This is a genomic window from Chromobacterium haemolyticum DSM 19808 (assembly GCF_000711885.1).
GTDB classification, from domain to species: domain Bacteria; phylum Pseudomonadota; class Gammaproteobacteria; order Burkholderiales; family Chromobacteriaceae; genus Chromobacterium; species Chromobacterium haemolyticum.
On record NZ_JONK01000004.1, the window covers coordinates 325,999 to 341,338 of the forward strand.

General features: G+C 57.7%; 28 protein-coding genes. 6 read left to right on the forward strand and 22 right to left on the reverse strand.

The window, feature by feature from the left end; genetic code table 11:
* Positions 1 to 118: 118 nt before the first annotated feature.
* The 16 genes from gpW to BR71_RS25095 all read right to left on the reverse strand — a co-directional run bounded on the left by gpW (position 119) and on the right by BR71_RS25095 (position 9,092).
* Positions 119 to 373, reverse strand: coding sequence for a gpW family head-tail joining protein (gene gpW / locus BR71_RS25090; RefSeq protein ID WP_208854831.1), 255 nt, complete (start codon positions 371 to 373; stop codon positions 119 to 121).
* Between the two features lie 8 nt (positions 374 to 381).
* Positions 382 to 2,451, reverse strand: a complete 2,070-nt coding sequence (locus BR71_RS03660; RefSeq protein WP_043632686.1) for a phage terminase large subunit family protein — start codon at positions 2,449 to 2,451, stop codon at positions 382 to 384.
* On the reverse strand, positions 2,390 to 2,980 hold the full coding sequence (locus BR71_RS03665; RefSeq protein ID WP_043632689.1) for a hypothetical protein: 591 nt from the start codon (positions 2,978 to 2,980) through the stop codon (positions 2,390 to 2,392). The genes BR71_RS03660 and BR71_RS03665 overlap by 62 nt, the downstream gene beginning before the upstream one ends.
* A gap of 94 nt (positions 2,981 to 3,074) precedes the next feature.
* Complete coding sequence (locus tag BR71_RS23275; protein ID WP_081862529.1) at positions 3,075 to 3,524, reverse strand: HNH endonuclease; 450 nt, start codon at positions 3,522 to 3,524, stop codon at positions 3,075 to 3,077.
* A gap of 4 nt (positions 3,525 to 3,528) precedes the next feature.
* Positions 3,529 to 4,155 (reverse strand): hypothetical protein, encoded by a 627-nt coding sequence (locus BR71_RS03675; RefSeq protein ID WP_208854832.1) that lies wholly within the window; start codon positions 4,153 to 4,155, stop codon positions 3,529 to 3,531.
* Positions 4,156 to 4,287: 132 nt separating this feature from the next.
* A complete protein-coding gene (locus BR71_RS23985) occupies positions 4,288 to 4,461 on the reverse strand; it encodes a hypothetical protein (protein ID WP_156038778.1) in 174 nt (57 codons plus the stop codon).
* Positions 4,462 to 4,476: 15 nt separating this feature from the next.
* On the reverse strand, positions 4,477 to 4,677 hold the full coding sequence (locus BR71_RS03680) for a hypothetical protein (protein WP_043632695.1): 201 nt from the start codon (positions 4,675 to 4,677) through the stop codon (positions 4,477 to 4,479).
* 2 nt (positions 4,678 to 4,679) lie between these two features.
* Positions 4,680 to 4,814 carry a hypothetical protein gene (locus BR71_RS24945; RefSeq protein ID WP_279625724.1) on the reverse strand — a complete coding sequence of 45 codons (135 nt, stop codon included), beginning with the start codon at positions 4,812 to 4,814 and terminating at the stop codon, positions 4,680 to 4,682.
* A gap of 106 nt (positions 4,815 to 4,920) precedes the next feature.
* Entirely contained in the window at positions 4,921 to 5,448 is a 528-nt protein-coding gene (locus BR71_RS03685) for a hypothetical protein (RefSeq protein WP_043632699.1), read from the reverse strand.
* A 28-nt stretch (positions 5,449 to 5,476) separates the two neighbouring features.
* Complete coding sequence (locus tag BR71_RS03690) at positions 5,477 to 5,941, reverse strand: RusA family crossover junction endodeoxyribonuclease (protein WP_043632702.1); 465 nt, start codon at positions 5,939 to 5,941, stop codon at positions 5,477 to 5,479.
* Complete coding sequence (locus BR71_RS03695) at positions 5,938 to 6,519, reverse strand: hypothetical protein (protein ID WP_043632705.1); 582 nt, start codon at positions 6,517 to 6,519, stop codon at positions 5,938 to 5,940. The genes BR71_RS03690 and BR71_RS03695 overlap by 4 nt, the downstream gene beginning before the upstream one ends.
* Positions 6,506 to 7,408 carry a hypothetical protein gene (locus BR71_RS23990; RefSeq protein WP_156038782.1) on the reverse strand — a complete coding sequence of 301 codons (903 nt, stop codon included), beginning with the start codon at positions 7,406 to 7,408 and terminating at the stop codon, positions 6,506 to 6,508. The genes BR71_RS03695 and BR71_RS23990 overlap by 14 nt, the downstream gene beginning before the upstream one ends.
* 34 nt (positions 7,409 to 7,442) lie before the next feature.
* On the reverse strand, positions 7,443 to 7,661 hold the full coding sequence (locus BR71_RS03705; RefSeq protein ID WP_043632710.1) for a hypothetical protein: 219 nt from the start codon (positions 7,659 to 7,661) through the stop codon (positions 7,443 to 7,445).
* Positions 7,662 to 7,869: 208 nt separating this feature from the next.
* Positions 7,870 to 8,415 carry a DNA N-6-adenine-methyltransferase gene (locus tag BR71_RS03710; RefSeq protein WP_081862530.1) on the reverse strand — a complete coding sequence of 182 codons (546 nt, stop codon included), beginning with the start codon at positions 8,413 to 8,415 and terminating at the stop codon, positions 7,870 to 7,872.
* Positions 8,399 to 8,818: a phage regulatory CII family protein gene (locus BR71_RS22725; protein ID WP_052370305.1), complete on the reverse strand. Its 420-nt coding sequence runs from the start codon at positions 8,816 to 8,818 to the stop codon at positions 8,399 to 8,401. The genes BR71_RS03710 and BR71_RS22725 overlap by 17 nt, the downstream gene beginning before the upstream one ends.
* Positions 8,819 to 8,873: 55 nt before the next feature.
* Entirely contained in the window at positions 8,874 to 9,092 is a 219-nt protein-coding gene (locus BR71_RS25095) for a Cro/CI family transcriptional regulator (RefSeq protein WP_081862535.1), read from the reverse strand.
* Between BR71_RS25095 and BR71_RS03720 the strand changes: the two genes are divergently transcribed.
* On the forward strand, positions 9,079 to 9,537 hold the full coding sequence (locus BR71_RS03720; RefSeq protein ID WP_043632713.1) for a helix-turn-helix domain-containing protein: 459 nt from the start codon (positions 9,079 to 9,081) through the stop codon (positions 9,535 to 9,537). The genes BR71_RS25095 and BR71_RS03720 overlap by 14 nt on opposite strands.
* Positions 9,538 to 9,875: 338 nt before the next feature.
* On the opposite strand, the gene BR71_RS23285 is transcribed toward BR71_RS03720, so the two are convergent.
* The 6 genes from BR71_RS23285 to BR71_RS03745 all read right to left on the reverse strand — a co-directional run bounded on the left by BR71_RS23285 (position 9,876) and on the right by BR71_RS03745 (position 12,707).
* Positions 9,876 to 10,199: a helix-turn-helix domain-containing protein gene (locus BR71_RS23285; protein WP_081862531.1), complete on the reverse strand. Its 324-nt coding sequence runs from the start codon at positions 10,197 to 10,199 to the stop codon at positions 9,876 to 9,878.
* Between the two features lie 122 nt (positions 10,200 to 10,321).
* Entirely contained in the window at positions 10,322 to 10,666 is a 345-nt protein-coding gene (locus BR71_RS23290) for a helix-turn-helix domain-containing protein (RefSeq protein WP_043632719.1), read from the reverse strand.
* Between the two features lie 102 nt (positions 10,667 to 10,768).
* Positions 10,769 to 11,323 carry a hypothetical protein gene (locus BR71_RS03735; protein WP_043632722.1) on the reverse strand — a complete coding sequence of 185 codons (555 nt, stop codon included), beginning with the start codon at positions 11,321 to 11,323 and terminating at the stop codon, positions 10,769 to 10,771.
* Between the two features lie 2 nt (positions 11,324 to 11,325).
* Positions 11,326 to 11,682 carry a hypothetical protein gene (locus BR71_RS23995; protein ID WP_156038784.1) on the reverse strand — a complete coding sequence of 119 codons (357 nt, stop codon included), beginning with the start codon at positions 11,680 to 11,682 and terminating at the stop codon, positions 11,326 to 11,328.
* A 92-nt stretch (positions 11,683 to 11,774) separates the two neighbouring features.
* Entirely contained in the window at positions 11,775 to 12,362 is a 588-nt protein-coding gene (locus BR71_RS03740; RefSeq protein ID WP_043632725.1) for a hypothetical protein, read from the reverse strand.
* 3 nt (positions 12,363 to 12,365) lie between these two features.
* A complete protein-coding gene (locus BR71_RS03745) occupies positions 12,366 to 12,707 on the reverse strand; it encodes a helix-turn-helix domain-containing protein (RefSeq protein ID WP_043632729.1) in 342 nt (113 codons plus the stop codon).
* Positions 12,708 to 13,636: 929 nt separating this feature from the next.
* Here BR71_RS03745 and BR71_RS24950 point away from each other — a divergent pair.
* The 5 genes from BR71_RS24950 to BR71_RS03765 form a co-directional block, all read left to right on the forward strand.
* Positions 13,637 to 13,768, forward strand: coding sequence for a hypothetical protein (locus tag BR71_RS24950; protein ID WP_279625725.1), 132 nt, complete (start codon positions 13,637 to 13,639; stop codon positions 13,766 to 13,768).
* A gap of 79 nt (positions 13,769 to 13,847) precedes the next feature.
* The gene (locus BR71_RS03750; RefSeq protein WP_043632731.1) at positions 13,848 to 14,210 is read left to right on the forward strand and encodes a hypothetical protein; all 363 of its coding nucleotides are present in this window, start codon (positions 13,848 to 13,850) and stop codon (positions 14,208 to 14,210) included.
* A complete protein-coding gene (locus BR71_RS03755) occupies positions 14,210 to 14,854 on the forward strand; it encodes a hypothetical protein (protein WP_043632733.1) in 645 nt (214 codons plus the stop codon). The genes BR71_RS03750 and BR71_RS03755 overlap by 1 nt, the downstream gene beginning before the upstream one ends.
* Entirely contained in the window at positions 14,851 to 15,042 is a 192-nt protein-coding gene (locus tag BR71_RS03760; RefSeq protein WP_043632737.1) for a hypothetical protein, read from the forward strand. The genes BR71_RS03755 and BR71_RS03760 overlap by 4 nt, the downstream gene beginning before the upstream one ends.
* A 37-nt stretch (positions 15,043 to 15,079) precedes the next feature.
* On the forward strand, positions 15,080 to 15,340 hold a 261-nt coding region (locus BR71_RS03765), incomplete at its 3' end, for a YdhT family protein (RefSeq protein WP_043632740.1).

The window sequence follows — 15,340 nt, forward strand, 5'->3', positions numbered from 1 at the left end:
AATGCCGATGTCCCTGCCAGTGGCAGCCCCTCCGTCCGGATGGTTGACTCGCTAACAGAGGAGCGCGCCGGAGGAAGCGGGCGGCCATCCGATCCCAGTAGAGAGAGTTTGTTGTCCATTAGAATACCGGTCGGATGGGCCTGCGCCTCCTCATTCCCAGTGCATACATCAACGAGTTGATGTGCTGCTGCAACTGAGCCAAGTTGGCGCGGGTGTAGGTTACGGATTTGGTTCCATCGCCCTGTGTGTATGAATACGACTCACCCATGGAACCAGTGCTAAGGCGGTGAAGCGCAACTTGTGCCTCAGTCAGCCACTGCTGCAGTTGGGCCGGGGAAATGCCGGTGAAATTATTGGTTTGCGGCGTAAACACTTTGGCTCCTATGCCATGCGGCGGACGAGTGATCTAGGTTTAGAGGTCAATGGTTTTGCCTCCTCAGGAACAGAATTAGGAAGGACTGGCTGCTCTGCCCTTGAAGCGGTTGATGTTGAAAGCTGATTGAGCTTTAAGCCGAAGTGCAGCAAGCCACATAAAGCGCCATACGCGTAGACGCGGCAATCGCTCGCCTCGTTGGCCTTGTTGGATGGCTGCTCCCAAACCCGGTAACGAGCGCCGCCGACTTCTTTCACAACAATTCGCTCAGCTGTTAACTGGGCGAAATAGTTGATGTCTCGATCAGCAGGGAAATGCATATAGCCCGGGCCCGGCGCCTCAAGTTGAAGCCGATTCCTGATGGTGTCCTTTGCGGCGTTCACCCCCAAGATAATGGGGCGGAATGATGCCTTGGTTCGTGAGCGTGGGCGTTTGGTTGGCCATACAGGGTTTCTTTGCCCACTACGCGCGGATTCACCCTTGATAGCCCAGACCTTGCGCCCGAGACGAGCTTTTGCAAACTCGTATACCGCTTGGGTGTGATGGCCGCCTGAGTCGATACAAGCAGCCATCGCGCCAAACCCACGGCCATCATTGCGATGCCATATCCGTTTCAGATACTCATCCAGTTGCTTCTGGGTTTCGGGCTCACTCATTTCACCATCGATTACGTGGTAGTCGATGGACCAGGATTCTTCGTTGCGCCCCCAGCCCACAACCTCCATCTCCAAGCGATAGTCTTGGACGTCTACGCCAATCGTGATGACCGCGACACCCTCCGGCACTTCCGCGGGCCAGACTTCGCCGCGCGATACCAGCGCTTCCAGTCTTACCTCTTTGCCGGAGTGGGGCCGATGCGGTAAACCCATCTGGGTATTCCACCAGGCTTGCTCTCTGTCAGGGTCGCCTTTTGCGGCCAAGTACTTCGCGGCAATGTCAGATGGCTTATCTTTCTGCCAAGGGCTGAACAGCTTGCTGGCCTGGTAGCCCGCATGAGCGTTGTCTACACCCCAACTGCCGCATTCAGGGCACTTGGCGCGGTACACGGCGTGGCGCTCGCTTACCCACCAATCCCAGACCGACTCAACCGGGCCTTCCTTCTGTTTTGCCTGCTCATACAGATCCAGCGGAGAGTGCCGGTGACCGCAGCATTCAAATGGTCGAGTTTGGTGCCAGCGCACCGTTTGAAGGGCGCGCAGACGCTCGCCCTCTGACCAGCCGGCGCCACAGCAGTCGCAATAAATGCGCGCGGTTTTCGGAGCGTGCTTTCCGTCAGGCTTGTCCCAGTTGACGTGTTTGAAGAAGTCCAAGAAAACGCGGCCGCCGCAGTGCGGGCATTCGACCGAGGCTTTTCGTTGATCCGATTCCGCATAACTGTCGGCAATCCGGCTCTCATCTTCCAGGGTGGGAGAGCACGCACGCACGGAGAGCCAGTTGACGCCGAATGTCGCCGTCCTCTCTTCCGCCAGCGCGATAGGGTCGCCCTCGCGAGTAACCGGGTATTTGTCCACCTCGTCGGCCAGCAGGACACGGATGGGACGCCGCGCCAAGTTGTCAGGACTACCGGCGCCGGCCAGGGCCAAGAACCCACCTGGGAACGACTTGTAAAGCAGGGTTTCGTCAGCGTTTCGGGTTTTACCGCTACCAATCAGCTCCCGTAGCGCCGGTGTCACACGAATCAGCGGGCTTATGCGCTCTTTGGAAAACTGCTCCGCCGATTCCTCTTTGGGTTGCAACAGCAAGATGGGGCAAGGATCGAGGTGGGCGAAGTAGCCAAATACGTTCTCGATCAGCGCCGTTTTCATCAACTGCGTGCAGCACATTGTTGTGATGACGTGGACGCCTGGTTCTGTGACTGCAAGCATGGGGCCGCGGGCGACCTCTACAGTCGCGGTTTCCCAGTTACCAGATGTGCTGCCGGCTTCTTTTGCCAGCTTGCGGTATCTGTCCGCCCACTCAGGAACGCTGATACGAGGAGGAGGGGTCCAGCCATGCTGAAAGGACGCACGCAGTGCGTCAGCTTTCTGCGCTGAAGTCTCCCTCGGGTTCGCCGAGCTGTTGAATGTGCTTGTGGACATGCTCGGTCAATACCTCTGTTACCCGGTCGGCCTCCAGTCCGAGGTCGGCGGCAACAAGAGGCCCTACGCGGGCCGGCCAGTTAAGCCAGGCGTCGCGCGCCGCCCTGGCGCATTCAAAAAGCACCCCTTTGGCCAGACCCAGTTCAATCAACAGTCCGGACTTCTGTTCGTATTCCAGCTGGCGGAGCAGTGCGAGATAGTTTTCCTTGATGCGCAATGCCTCGGCATAGTCGCGATCCGGCGCCGCGCCACTGGCAATCATGCTGCGCGCAGTGTCCTCAATCGATAGATTCGCGTCGTCATCCGGTGCGAACTGCGAACTGCGAACACCCTGCGAACTGTTCGCACTTGTGTTCGCAGTGTTCGCACCCTTTGCATTGGCCTCTCGCCATGCAGTGCCGACCAGTCTTGAATCAAGCTTCCCACCGTCCGAAAGCACCAGCCGGCCTTGTTTTACGGCGCGGCGCACCAGTGTGTCGGAGCAATTTTCGCGGCGCGCAAATTCTCTGAGCGAGATCAGTTCAGACATGGGTGCGAACACCTTTCAGGACCTATAGCTGGGGAGGAATCGCGGCGCGCAATGCCCGTGGAACTCCTGCCCCACGGAAGGACCCGGGAGGATTTCAGCGCCTCTTTCTGGCCTCCTCACGCAGGGATGCCTTGCACGAACGACAACACAATGGCGTGCTTGCATGAAACGCTGCCACCTCCCGTTCCACTTCCACTCCGCAATGTTTGCAGGGGGCCGATACTGTCAATCGTCTTGTATTGAGAATGTTTTCACTACGAGAGACTGCGCGAAGATTGATCCGGCGGTTATCAAGTGGATTGTGATTGATGTGATCAACATCTCTCGTATCGGACCCGCATAGGCCCAATACCTCTCGATGCATCCTTAAAGTCACCCACCGGCCATCTCTCAATAAATTTCGCACCGCATATACACCGCTACCACTGCCATTTGGTTTAGCCTTCCAGCGCCATTGCGACAGGAAGGCATGCTGATCATCATCAATCATGGCAAAGCGATGTTCGCCTACTGCATATTTTCCGGTTAGCTCTATTTGTGCCATCTAATCACCTCGCTGACGCCAGGGCCTTGGCCAAGGCGCGCCCCATCTCGCGATTGAAGTGACGGTTGACCAGCGCCGCGGCCAGCTCGTGGTAACCCAGATGGGTCTCCACCGGCAGCGCGTCGCCGAACCTGATCAGCAGCTTGAGATGGCCGCGCTTGTCGTCCATCACTTCGTTCAATCCGCGCAGCTTCTTACGCTTGCCGGTCAGCAGCGTCACGCGCCGCGGATCAACAGGCCGTTGCCATACGCCATTGACGATACCGCGCTTGGTTTTCACCTTGCCGATGAAGATATCCGGCCGCGCCTTGAGCCTTGCCAGCGTGCCACGCGACAGTTGGCCGTAGGCGTTCTTCTTGATGTCCTTCGGGTTCAACAGCGCTCGCCCGTTGAGAACGTGCTGTCCGCCAGTCTCGTAGGGTGCGAGATACCGTGCTGCCTGGTCCTTAATGAAGACCATCGCCTCCTGGTTGCTCTTGCGTGCGCCGCGCATGCCCACGCTGTTGCGCGTGAACGGCGATGGATTTTTCAGCTTGTTGCGCAGTTGCTCCGTCTCGCCGGCTTGGACAATCTTGGCGACTGCTGTAAGCGCCTGAGCCGTGGCGAACGGCAGTTGGTCGCGGGCGGTCATGGACAGTTTGCGGCGCAGTTGCTGGACGTTGGTGCTGACGGAGATAAACGGCGCAGACATCGACGCCCCTCTCAGAATTAATACTTTTACTCAGTAGGGCCTTCGGTGGGCTCGGTCTGGCCCAGAAGGTGGTTATTTCATTGCCGACTTGATATCGTCAGCCAGGGACTCGACCACTTTGGCGCCCTCTTTGGCGACAGCCGCGACGGGCTTGGCCAATGCATCAGCTGCAGTGACGGCAACAGAAACTGGGGCTGCCACAACTTTAGCAGCGGCGGTGGCGATTTCTATCAGGGACTGAAACATAGGACTCTCCTGTGGTCACACCCGAACGAGCTCAGGTATCTTGTGGCGTGGGATGACGATGTAGTCGTCCGGCTGATTGCGCTCCAGATAGTCGAAGCGGATCGTCTTGGGCCCGATGACTGCAACGCGTGCTGCGCGGCCTGATGCCATGAGCACATGCTGCCCCTCGCGAAGGTGACAGGCGTCGAGGACTGCGCGGGTGTGTTCCATGTGCATGGCTATTCCCCTACCAGCAATGCCTTGGCTTGCTTCCACGTATCGGCGGTGCAGCTATCGATTTTCCAGAAGCCAGGATGGATGTGATCGTCAATCATCTGACGAATGCCATCGCTTTGCAGATACCATGTCATCACAGCAGGCCTCCAGAAACGCAAAAGGCCCACGCGAAAGCGTAGGCCTGGAATGCAAAAAGCCCGAACTGGACGTAGTTCGGGCTGCTGCAAAACAGTGTAGTTTTATTCACGCTGCAGCGCAAGTACTTCTGTGAAAAGCCTTGCTACGCGAGGCATTGCGGTACGTTGCATGCCTTACCAAATCCAGCACTTGGACCTCGATCACTGCGAGGGCAGTTGAGAACGCGCCGCTGAGTATGCGGAAGGCTTCCTGCTGGCGCCGGCAGATTGTGGGCTGTGACAGCATGTAGGTCTCGCCCATGTCGTCCTGGCTTCTGGCCATCTCCTGATCATTCGCCCAGCCGCGGGCGAGCTCCCGGCGCAGCGCGGTGGGCCAGCCACCCGGCAATAGCTTGGCGGCCTCGTTGACCGCCCTGATGTCAGCCGTGAAGTATGCAGCCAGCACCTGCTGTTCGCGCGCCGGCAGCCGTGCCACCTTCGCCAGGATGTCCACCGCCAGCATTTTCAACTCGTCCGGCGTCAACGAGCCGAACTCGCGCGGCGCCGCCTCTGCGAACTTCTGGACCTTCACCGGGATTGCCTCGGACATCTGAAACGCCCATCCCACCAAGCTCCTGACTGTGCTGAATTGCATATTGTCCCCGATCCAAAGTGTGTTGTTATCAGGCGGCGAACAGCGCGCCCTGTATCTGTGGCTTTGCCAACTGGGTGATGGTCACCACCACGCGGGCCGGCCCGTCCGGCTCCATCACTTCGCCGCTATCTCGCTTGATCAGCTTGTCGTCGCCGAATGCGATGCCCTTCAGCGCGTCGTTCAGCACCTTGCGAGCGTTGTCCAGGTCGATGCACTGGACGCTATCCCACCAGCCATCCGGATCTTTGGCGGACCGCCGGGCCCAGTCCTGCGGACGCTTGGCGTACAGCTTGATGTCGACCTGAACGCGGCCGCTGATTGGCGTTGTGATGCCGGCCATGTGTGCAATGTGCGCGACATGCGCCTTGTAGGCTTTGGCCTCTTCGCTGACCACCACCAGGGCGCGCTTGTGACCGCGAGGTGTGAACGAGCGCCAGTAGCGGTTCGCGCTGATCGGGTAGGGGAGGATCAGCTTGATTTGGCGAACGGTCATGCCGCGTCCTCCATGGGGTTGGTTTTCGTCAGGAACGGAACAAGGCTTTCCGGCACCGGCTTGCGCGAGTCTTGGATCGCTTCGGCAGCCATACGCTTGCCATGCATCCCGCCCTTGTAGACGCCTCGCGCGGTCTCGTCTGCGATCGCGTAGGCCCATTCCAGCTTGCGCACGTTGTCACTCGGGAAGCGCATGCTTCGCGCTGCGCGTTTGACCTGGGCGATCTGCACTTCGGCCTCCTCGCGGGTCATCTTCGGCGCCTCCAGCTGGGCCTGGTTGTACTCCGGCGCCGGCGGCCGGATGTCGCGGGAGCAGCAGGCGGTCAGGAACTCGTCGGCGCTCGGCGGGTACTTGAAGCTGCAGCCGAGGCCATGCTGGATATCGGCCTTGGTCAGGTTGCGCAGCTCGAATGCCCAGACGTCCATGGCCTCGAGCAAGCCAGGGTCAACGAGTTTGCCGCTGGTCGGGTCGATGACCTTCTCGCCGCCGTCCCTGAACTTGTCCACGAACGACGAGCCAAACCGGCCGCGAAGGGTGCGGAAAATCATGCGGATGGCGTTGGAATCAACGGAATGCATTTGCGGCCTCCAGGTACGGGACTTCTTCGCGGTATTGCGATCCAACGCCCAGCGCTGCGCAGTCAGCGGCCATGCTTGACTGCTTGGTCTGCATGCGGGAGTTGGTCACCTTGTCGCGGTCGGCGTTGAACTGGTGGGCGTCCAGCACCCACTTGCGGAACTTGGCCTGCCATGCCCTGGTGTCAGCGAGCGTTGTGCCGGCGGCCTGGTGGTGGGCAGTGAACTTGGCGAGCTCGTGATCCAGGTCGACGTTCATTGTCGTTGCGCTGGCGTTGGTCATGCGGTCGGGCTGGAGGTCGTCGGGAACGGGGATGCCGGTGCCGGTTGTTTGCTTGCGCGCGTCACTCACGAAAGAACCGTTAGGTTCTTGAGTAGAAGATGTAGATGTAGATGGACGTCCGCCCTCGTGCGGACGCGCACGAGAGGGTGAAGGGTTTGGTGATGCATCAATGCCATCACCATTGTCTTCACCAAAGGGGGGGTTAGGTGAATGGTTGGGTGAACATTCAGTGCCTGATCTTGCACATCGTTTGTACTCATCAATGACCATGCGCGACGAGTACCAAAGGGGGCCTTTGGTGATGTCGATCAGCGTAACCATTGGACCCTTGCGACGGCCAGAAACCGGGGTATAAGTTAGGGGCTCGGTGAGCTCGGTATCGCTGCCCTTGAGAACGCCCTTTGTAACCAGAGACTTTAGTTCGGCAGGCTTGCAGCCTACAGCCTGAGCGATCTCTTTCAGGGACCAGCGCAGGATGCCGTACTCTTCGGAATCGTGCATCAAGCACAAGACGTCCATCCACACGCCTTTTTCGGCGTGTGTGCAGCGGCGTAAGTTGGAATTGCCCAGCCAGTCGGCCGGGTAGAACTGGAAGGATGGGCGCTTCATACAGCCTCCCCGCACTTGGCAAGGAGGCTGCTAATCAGCCTTCTACGGCGGCCTCTTCCTGCAGAGCCCTGATTAAGGTGGGAATTTGCTCTTTGGGAATGGCGATATATTGATCGTCCATATCCAAGCTCATTCCCTCCTGTCGAATGACGATTTCCCCTCTTGGGTTGGTATACACGGCAATCGCTCTTACGCGTGGAATGATGGTCAACTCTTTGTTTTCCGTTTCTTCCCAGTCCCAATTGTCGGACATGATGACCTCCTCTCATTTTGACGAGGTCATATTCTATCGCGCATAGAGTGCGGTTGTGGTGTTGCAACGATTGCGGCCACTGCGTGGTATCGCGGTTGATATGTTCGATTTGCTTGTGCATAATTACCCCAATCTCTGCATAACCCCCGCGAGCGGCTGCAACCGCATTGACCGGGGGTTTTGTTTTTCCCGCGACGCCGCGGGCGGCTTATTTCCCCAATTTCTTCCGGCGCCGGCCGGCTACTGCTTCCACCGTTGCAGGCTTCAGCTTCCGCGCGCCGGGTAGCTCATATCCCGACAGCTTGGCTTGAGTGTCCCCGGGCCTGAAGATCACCAGCACTGCGTCAAATGGCGCTTTCTGGGCCGCGCCCACGAACTGCAGGCGAGGGCGCAGACAGCGCACCTCAGAGGCCAGAAACACGTTCCGGTGCCACCACAGCACCGACACACGAGCCGGCACCAAGCAGACGACCGTGGCGCCCCGCATGCTGCTCAGGCGGGCCTTGTCCATCCAGCGCTTGGTGACGTGGCCAAACGGTGGATTCATCCAAACCACTTCATTGCTCCAGTCTTTGGCGAGACCGTTGTCGGCCTTCGTGTAGTACCGAACGCACTTCGCTGTCTTGTCAGATGCGCACACGTCCACCGTGAAGCCGAACTCAGCGTGCAGGGCGTCGAACAGGTCCTGGGGTGTTTCCCAGTCGTCGCGCGTGCTGCGGAAGTGGATCGAGGCCTCGTCAGTCTTCGATTTCATGAGCCACCCTTGCCAAGTAGCCCTGCAGCTTGTTGATCTTCTTGCGCAGATCCGCGCCGATGAAACTGCGCAGCTGGCCGAGGGCCTTGTGAATGTCCTTCTCGGAGTCGTTGCCCTTAGTGGCATCGGTCAGCAGCGAGAGCAGGGCGCGGTCAGCGTTGTCCACGGAATCCGGCATGGGGGAGATCAGATAGCCGAACTCATCGGCCATGGCCTGCAGAATCCGGTGATCGCCGGTCAAGCTCATCAGTTCCACGGCCTCAGGCAGGTAGAACCAGCGACTGTCGTCGTTGGGGTTGGCTTTCGCCCGGATCACGCCTTCTGGGCTGCCCAGGCGTTCGGCGATGACCTTGGCCCCACCGTTGACATGCACGGTCTTGTGGACAGCGTCATTCACGTTCATCTGTGCGTATTCCTAAAAAATGATCATTTTTTAATGAAAGGGCGTTTGTCATACTTCACTCAACAGCTGGCCCGGGCGAGTTCGACTTTGCCCAGTCTTCCTTATCAATCTGGTCCAGCTCAGGGAAGCGTCTGACCAACTGGTATGCGCTGCCATCGGGAACGGTCTCGCCCCACTTGGCAACTGCAGCAGTGGAGACGCCTAGTGATCTGGCGATCCGGGACTTTGTGCCGCGGCCAGGTCCAAAGTACGAAACAACAATGGCGGTTCTCATATTGGTGATGATAACTATGGTTTACAGTCAATGCAATCCTGGGTTTGCAAAATATCCGCTAACCTTGGTTATCATGGAAAACAATCTTGGAACCCGGATTCGCAAGGCGTTAGATGTCCTAAGCGAGAAGACCGGGAGTAAAAAAACTCCAAACTGGCTTGCTAACCAGGTTGGAGTGTCACGGCCCGCTGCTTACAAGTGGATGAACAACCCGACAGCTGGGATTGATGGTGAAAACCTCTACAAAGTCGCTAAGGCACTTCAAGTCAGCGCGGATTGGCTTGCATCTGGAAAAGGTGAAATGCAGCCAGAAGCTGTTAGTGGAGGGTACGTGGTAGCAAACTCGCTCGAAGAGTTGGTGCGCCAGGTGAAGGAGAAGGGGCCAGACGAGGTGTTGCAAGCGATCAGGTTGCTTGCCGAAAACAGCCAGAAATTGCCAAACTAAAAAGGCGACCATGTGGTCGCCTTTTTTTATTCCATTGACCTGAACAGCTCGTTCAGTTTGCTAAGAAGTGCCTTTGCCTCACCTCCATACATGAGTTTTAGCTTTCCTGCCTTGTCAATCCTGAGGCTTACGAACGCCCGATCTGTGTTGCTGTATAGGGAGACTGCCCTGTAGTGATGGCAATTCTGAGCATGTATGCAATGTGCTGCCGCGCTTCCGCAAGTCATTTCCACTCCGTTCATCGTTATCTGCCGCCCATGTCCTGGGCTGTGGGAGTAGTGTGCGACTGAAGCATGCAAAACGCGAAATCAGTACAGATTTGTTGCTGTTCACTTTTGCTACATTTTTGTAGCAAGAAGACCCTCGGCGAGGGTGATCATCGCGTTGACGTGGCTGGTCTCAAGGTCAGTAGACAGGGCAAAAAGGATCTGGCAACGCATCATGTGGTCGTGATCAATCTCAGACCCACGTTGCAGGTGGTCAACGCTGACGTTCAAGTATGCGGCGAGTCTGGAAATCTGTTCATCATCAGGCATTTGGGATTTTAACCAGCGATTTACAGTAAACCGGCTGACCCCAAGGTGTGTGGCAACGGCTGTGACTGTTGTGCCACGAGCCTCAATTGCGGCCCGTAGTCGGGTGTGGAACGTCTCTTCTGGCACGTGCGCATGTTAAGCGTTTTTACTTAGTTTTAACAATAGCAGTGCCAGGTAGTGCTAGCGCACACTTTTGTAGCAAAAAGAGTGACGCTTATGCGCAACAATTCAGGCCGGAGCGGCCAGAATCAGCGACGATCCGCTTGTTTCTGCAGCAGTAGGGTCAGGAGGCGGCCGGCTTCTTCTGGGCCACGAGCAAGAAGTTGATCTGCAAGATCTTCAAGGCTGTCCGCCGAAATGTAGGCGGCGCCAGGCTCAGGAATAGGCCGTTTGGGTTCTTTCCCAGTTTCAAGCCATTGAGGGCTCACGTTCAGGGCCTTTGATAATGGGAGCAGATGAGTTGTGCCTTTGCTCATGCCATTCTCAAGAGCGGACACGGTTCCGCGCGTCACGCCGGCCTTTCTGCTGAGCACCTCTTGAGACCATCCGCGCGCTATGCGCTCTTCCCTGATGCGTTTGCCTCGTCCGTTCATTGAGGCATTTTCGACGACCAGGGCGATACAATGCTTTCGAAGGGCGATTGTAGGCTATCGGTTGGCGCGTGAAAAAGCCCGCGCACGGCGGGCTTGTCTTGGTTACTTCTGGGGCTGTGGTGGCGCCGCGATCAACTTATCCAGCTTCTTGTCGATCGCATCCAAGCGCTCCTCGCGTTTCTGAAGGTCTGTCTGGGCCTTGTCGATGGCTTGGGCGGTGTTCTTCCCGGACTCGAATGAGGCGACCATGTTGCTGAGAACCGTAGCATTGAAGGCGGCAATGCCAATGATGACGGATACCCCAGTTCCCAGCATCCACCACTTCATGTTCTTCATCTCTGACTTGATGTCGCGCATGTCCTCTTCGATGCGCGTGGCTTTTTCCTCGATGCGCTGCACCCTGGCGTCCATCTTGGTCTCGATGGTCTCCAGTTTGGCCTCGAACTCTTCACGTGTAGGTGCGGTGCTCATGGGTTCATTATGGGGCCCGACACTGCGGCTATCAAGGCTTGTCGGGTTAATCGTTTCCACAAGTGGTGGCAGATCTCCAATAAACTTCCCTTCGTCATTTGCTACAGCTAGGTGGGCATTTCTTATCAGCTCAGTCACGGTGGCGACAGCAAATTGCACTTCCTTATTTGATGCCTCGTTCATCATGGTCAATCCCCTTGCGGAGATTGGGGTGGCGATTGAGGATCCTGAACATATTGCGACTCGGGGTTTTGTGTTGGGAGTGGATTTGCCGCAAGCCACAGGCGAATTTTGTGGTAGTTGAAATTTTTAATAAAGCCGCAGTTGCTGCATTCTACGATCACCAATGGGAACCCTGTTACATAGATATTCGAAGACCCATCGTAATAGCCAACCGATGCCATTGGCAGACAGTACGCACGCCCCTTTAGATGGTCGATCACGCCCAAATCGTGAATGATCCAAGGGCCTGGCTTTATGCAGCCCGGGCAGTCTTGTCTGATTTCGGGCTGTTGCATGTATCGAAGAACGTCGTTGAATTGCATTGCATGCCCTTTCTATTGATTGGCGTATAAATAAATACCTCATCCACTGCAGGATGGTCTTGTCGCTCTGTAGCTTGCCAGCCTGCTCCGCATCACTGCCCCGCGCTGCTGTCTTGGCTGGGTATGGGGATCATGGGTTTGGCGGCCGCCTCTTTGGCTTCGGGCTGTGCGACCTGAACTGGTGGTAGGGGCTCCTGTATGGCGGCCGGTGCCTGGTCGTGGTTAACGCTTTGCGTTTTCTCTGGCGGCTTATCTTCGAGACTCATCGGTTTCAAAACGCCGTTAGCTGCATCCTCAAACATCGCGTGTAGTAGGCTGGTTGGGGTGGCGTGAACAAACTCTTGCCTGTTTGTCAAAATCGAAACTGACTTCGCATATTCGCATGGGGTTTTGCAAGTGATGATGTCGTTTCCCAAAGCGATTGTTTCCAGGTCATTCTTCTTGCCCAGGTAGAGAATCATCACCACATCACCCGCAGACCGGCCTTTCTTTTGGTCTTCTTCAGTCAAGGCAGACTGATATCCATACATCCCATTGTCTTCAAGCACGTAGTGATGCGCCGGTTCCGCTTGAGCTGCTGGAGTTGTTTCGCCGGGACTGCGGTTGTCGTCCTGATTGCTCCCGCAAGCGGACAAAAGGGAGGTAGCAAGTAAAGCGGTTACAAGGGTTTTCAAAAGCATTGCTCAATTTCCCATGTTGTCGATTTCGTTTGAGCGGGAGGTTGCCTTCAAGGCTTCAAGTATGTCCGCTACCTTTTCTAAATCAGCGGTTCTCATCCCGTTTAGAGCCTCTAACACCCTGCAAATCACCGGGTTTTCCCTAGCTTCAATGCCGTATGTCAGCCATGCGGGATCGACGCCAAGGGCATCTGCCAACGAGTTCATATCGTTGATGTTTGGGGTGTTTCGGCCATTCAGCCAGCATGCGAGTGTGCTCTGGGAGCGGCCCATGCTGGCTGCCACAACCCGCTGGGTCAGCCCTTTGGTAAGCATCACTTCGCGGATGCGGTCTTTCCAGCTTTTCATTTCTTCACAGCACTCATCTCAATGACCAGTGTGACGTTGGCATTTTACCCCGGTGGCTGTGTGTCATAAATGCAAACCTGAGTTAACAAAAAATGAAACCAAGGTTGACAAGAATGGAAACTAGGGTTTACATTGAGTCTCACCAGCCCAGCACACTGGGCACTGATCTCAAACAACCTACAAATACGGACGCCGCTCGCCGGCGCAGGCCTCTGGCAAGAGAACTGCAAACGAGCGGCAGCCGACCAGCATGCAAACTGATGCGACCAGCGGCGCCGCGCGATGAAGCGGAGGCGGTGAGCGGGAGGGCCCCAAGGTGGCCAAGACGCAGAGGACGGGAGCAGGGTGGTCGGAACAAGAGCCGCTTCGCGAGAGGCGGCACATTGAAGCGGCGGCGTGGAAGGACACGCTGAAGGCGTCTCAAGCATGGTACTTCGGCCCGGAATCTATCTAGTGGGATGGGCAGTGATGAGGTTCGTCGAAACGAACCAGTGGACTCAAATTCCATAGGAATCCATGCAAGCCGGTATCAAGCCCGGCCCGCTTCAATGTGCAGTAGATGGACTGGTGACCACGGCCAGGCGACCCAACAACGGAAGCGAACGGGTGGAGGTGAGTCGTAGCCCACGGAAAGGCGCAGTTTGATGCCAGCTACCGCCCCCTATTGAACTTGGCCCGATGACAAGGGCGGCGAAAGGGCAACAGAGACGGCCGGGCAGTCACCTGGCGCCGGACAGCGTAACCGGCAGCAGTAAACAGGGGAGCGGCGCCCTGAACCAACGGCTGACACGTCGGGAATGCGCTGGAAAGTTCGACGGAAAGCTACCGCAGCGCTGACACCCCGGAAAGACGGGGACAGATTTCCCCCCGCAGTACCTTGGCCGCCCGCGCTCACCCCAGCCGGGCGGCTTCTTTTTGGAGGTCACAGCATGCCTCGCTTCATGATCGGCTGGCTCAGCGACGCCCAGGCGCAGCAGTTGCGCGCCAACGGCGAGTGTTTGCGCTTCATGTGGTTCAGCCGCCGCGGTACACCGGTTCACCAAGTCGTGAGGGCGCGATGAGCTACGCCCTTCAAACCATCGCCATCGGCGCGGCCATCGTGCTGCTGCTGGCGCTGCAACCTTTTTGGAGTTGATCACCATGAGCCTGCAAAACCTGTCTTGCAAAGTGCTTGCCGACCTGGGGCGGCACGGCGCCGCGATGGCGGCGGAAGAGATGGACCACCTGGCCGTCGAGCATGAGACCGACCTCATGCTCGCCGATCCCGATTGCTGCCGTGCGATGGGCGAGCGGTTTTTCCAAGAGATGTATGAGAGCGGCCGCCCGGAAGCGCTGGAAGCCTTGTACCTGTTCCTGGGGCAAGACCTGCTGCGCAAAGTGTTTGACTGCTGCCCGATGGGCGAGCCGATGCAGCCGCTGGTCGCTGCGGTGCGCACTTTCAACACCGCTGCAGCGCGCGACCAGATGGACGGCCGGGCAGACGATGAACGGGAGGCTGCGTGATGGAGCACACCCAAGAGCCGTGGCGTCTGGGTATTGGCTATACGGTCATTGCTAATGATCCTGTCCCAGAGATGCCGGGGTCAGAACACGTCGAGTACTACGGAGGCCATTTGATTGCGGAGTCCGTTGTGCATCGAAACGCCCGCCGCATCGTGGCATGTGTGAATGCCTTGGTCGGCTGGGATACTGCAACGCTGGAGCGCTATGCGCAGGGTGGCGCGCCGGGTAATCCAAACCTCGGTCAGAGGTTTGCCGAGCTGAATATTGCACGCAAACAGCGTGATGAACTTCAGGCTCAACTCGCCAATTCGAATGCCGCTTTGGCCGCGATGGCTGAGGAGCGTGATCACGCTTGGGCAGAGCTGCGCGCGATCCGCGAGGCAATTGGCGCCCGGCCGGAGGAGTCCACCCTCGACGAGGTGGACTGCAAACTGCATCAGCGCACCTTGCTACTGGCGGCGCTTTCCGGCTTGGTCGAAGACATCCAAGGCCTGATGACCGAGAGCGAGGGTGTAGCCGGCTTGCACCTCAACGGAGACGTGGCACCGTGGCAAGAACTGGAGGCCGGTAGCCGGTTTGAGCGGTTATCCCATCTGCCCGACGCCGTCGCTGCGCTCTTCTCCGTGGAAGGGCTCATCGCATGATCGGCCACAACACCGAGCTGCGCGACTTCATCCAGATCGCCCAGGGCGCCAGGGCCAGCGAGCTCGTCCCCAAGGTGCGCAGCAAGCCAGAAACCCCGGAACACCGCCGCCGGCGCGGCGACTACTGGCAGCGCCAGCTGGAGCGTGAGCTCGCCGGCGAAGACCCAATCAACGACAAGGCCGCCTAAGCGGCCTTTTTTACGCCCACAGGGCGAGGAGAAGAACATGCAAATTACCAAGGTTCTACTGAAGCAATGGTCCGCTTGCCGTGAGGGCTATCAATGGTTCATCGCCAAGTTTCCCGCTGGCGAGGGCTCCTACCACGACATTGTGGTCGCGCTCTATGACGACAAGCGCGCCGCAGATGCTCGCTGGCTGTCCGCGAAGTGCTTCGAGCACTTCGGCGACGAGTTCCTGCCGGTGGAAATGGCTTCGATCGATGCTGTGAGCGCGTCGATTATCAATGCTGAGTTGCCGGAGGGAGAG

Bases quoted from the DNA above. Each gene is read 5' to 3' on its own strand.
- BR71_RS03660 (WP_043632686.1), bottom strand. From the start codon at position 2,451: ATGTCCACAAGCACATTCAACAGCTCGGCGAACCCGAGGGAGACTTCA.
- BR71_RS03665 (WP_043632689.1), bottom strand. From the start codon at position 2,980: ATGTCTGAACTGATCTCGCTCAGAGAATTTGCGCGCCGCGAAAATTGC.
- BR71_RS23275 (WP_081862529.1), bottom strand. From the start codon at position 3,524: ATGGCACAAATAGAGCTAACCGGAAAATATGCAGTAGGCGAACATCGC.
- BR71_RS03675 (WP_208854832.1), bottom strand. From the start codon at position 4,155: ATGACCGCCCGCGACCAACTGCCGTTCGCCACGGCTCAGGCGCTTACA.
- BR71_RS23985 (WP_156038778.1), bottom strand. From the start codon at position 4,461: ATGTTTCAGTCCCTGATAGAAATCGCCACCGCCGCTGCTAAAGTTGTG.
- BR71_RS03680 (WP_043632695.1), bottom strand. From the start codon at position 4,677: ATGCACATGGAACACACCCGCGCAGTCCTCGACGCCTGTCACCTTCGC.
- BR71_RS03685 (WP_043632699.1), bottom strand. From the start codon at position 5,448: ATGCAATTCAGCACAGTCAGGAGCTTGGTGGGATGGGCGTTTCAGATG.
- BR71_RS03690 (WP_043632702.1), bottom strand. From the start codon at position 5,941: ATGACCGTTCGCCAAATCAAGCTGATCCTCCCCTACCCGATCAGCGCG.
- BR71_RS03695 (WP_043632705.1), bottom strand. From the start codon at position 6,519: ATGCATTCCGTTGATTCCAACGCCATCCGCATGATTTTCCGCACCCTT.
- BR71_RS23990 (WP_156038782.1), bottom strand. From the start codon at position 7,408: ATGAAGCGCCCATCCTTCCAGTTCTACCCGGCCGACTGGCTGGGCAAT.
- BR71_RS03705 (WP_043632710.1), bottom strand. From the start codon at position 7,661: ATGTCCGACAATTGGGACTGGGAAGAAACGGAAAACAAAGAGTTGACC.
- BR71_RS03710 (WP_081862530.1), bottom strand. From the start codon at position 8,415: ATGAAATCGAAGACTGACGAGGCCTCGATCCACTTCCGCAGCACGCGC.
- BR71_RS22725 (WP_052370305.1), bottom strand. From the start codon at position 8,818: ATGAACGTGAATGACGCTGTCCACAAGACCGTGCATGTCAACGGTGGG.
- BR71_RS03720 (WP_043632713.1), top strand. From the start codon at position 9,079: ATGGCGGTTCTCATATTGGTGATGATAACTATGGTTTACAGTCAATGC.
- BR71_RS25095 (WP_081862535.1), bottom strand. From the start codon at position 9,092: ATGAGAACCGCCATTGTTGTTTCGTACTTTGGACCTGGCCGCGGCACA.
- BR71_RS23290 (WP_043632719.1), bottom strand. From the start codon at position 10,666: ATGAACGGACGAGGCAAACGCATCAGGGAAGAGCGCATAGCGCGCGGA.
- BR71_RS03735 (WP_043632722.1), bottom strand. From the start codon at position 11,323: ATGATGAACGAGGCATCAAATAAGGAAGTGCAATTTGCTGTCGCCACC.
- BR71_RS23995 (WP_156038784.1), bottom strand. From the start codon at position 11,682: ATGCAATTCAACGACGTTCTTCGATACATGCAACAGCCCGAAATCAGA.
- BR71_RS03740 (WP_043632725.1), bottom strand. From the start codon at position 12,362: ATGCTTTTGAAAACCCTTGTAACCGCTTTACTTGCTACCTCCCTTTTG.
- BR71_RS03745 (WP_043632729.1), bottom strand. From the start codon at position 12,707: ATGAAAAGCTGGAAAGACCGCATCCGCGAAGTGATGCTTACCAAAGGG.
- BR71_RS24950 (WP_279625725.1), top strand. From the start codon at position 13,637: ATGCCTCGCTTCATGATCGGCTGGCTCAGCGACGCCCAGGCGCAGCAG.
- BR71_RS03750 (WP_043632731.1), top strand. From the start codon at position 13,848: ATGAGCCTGCAAAACCTGTCTTGCAAAGTGCTTGCCGACCTGGGGCGG.
- BR71_RS03755 (WP_043632733.1), top strand. From the start codon at position 14,210: ATGGAGCACACCCAAGAGCCGTGGCGTCTGGGTATTGGCTATACGGTC.
- BR71_RS03760 (WP_043632737.1), top strand. From the start codon at position 14,851: ATGATCGGCCACAACACCGAGCTGCGCGACTTCATCCAGATCGCCCAG.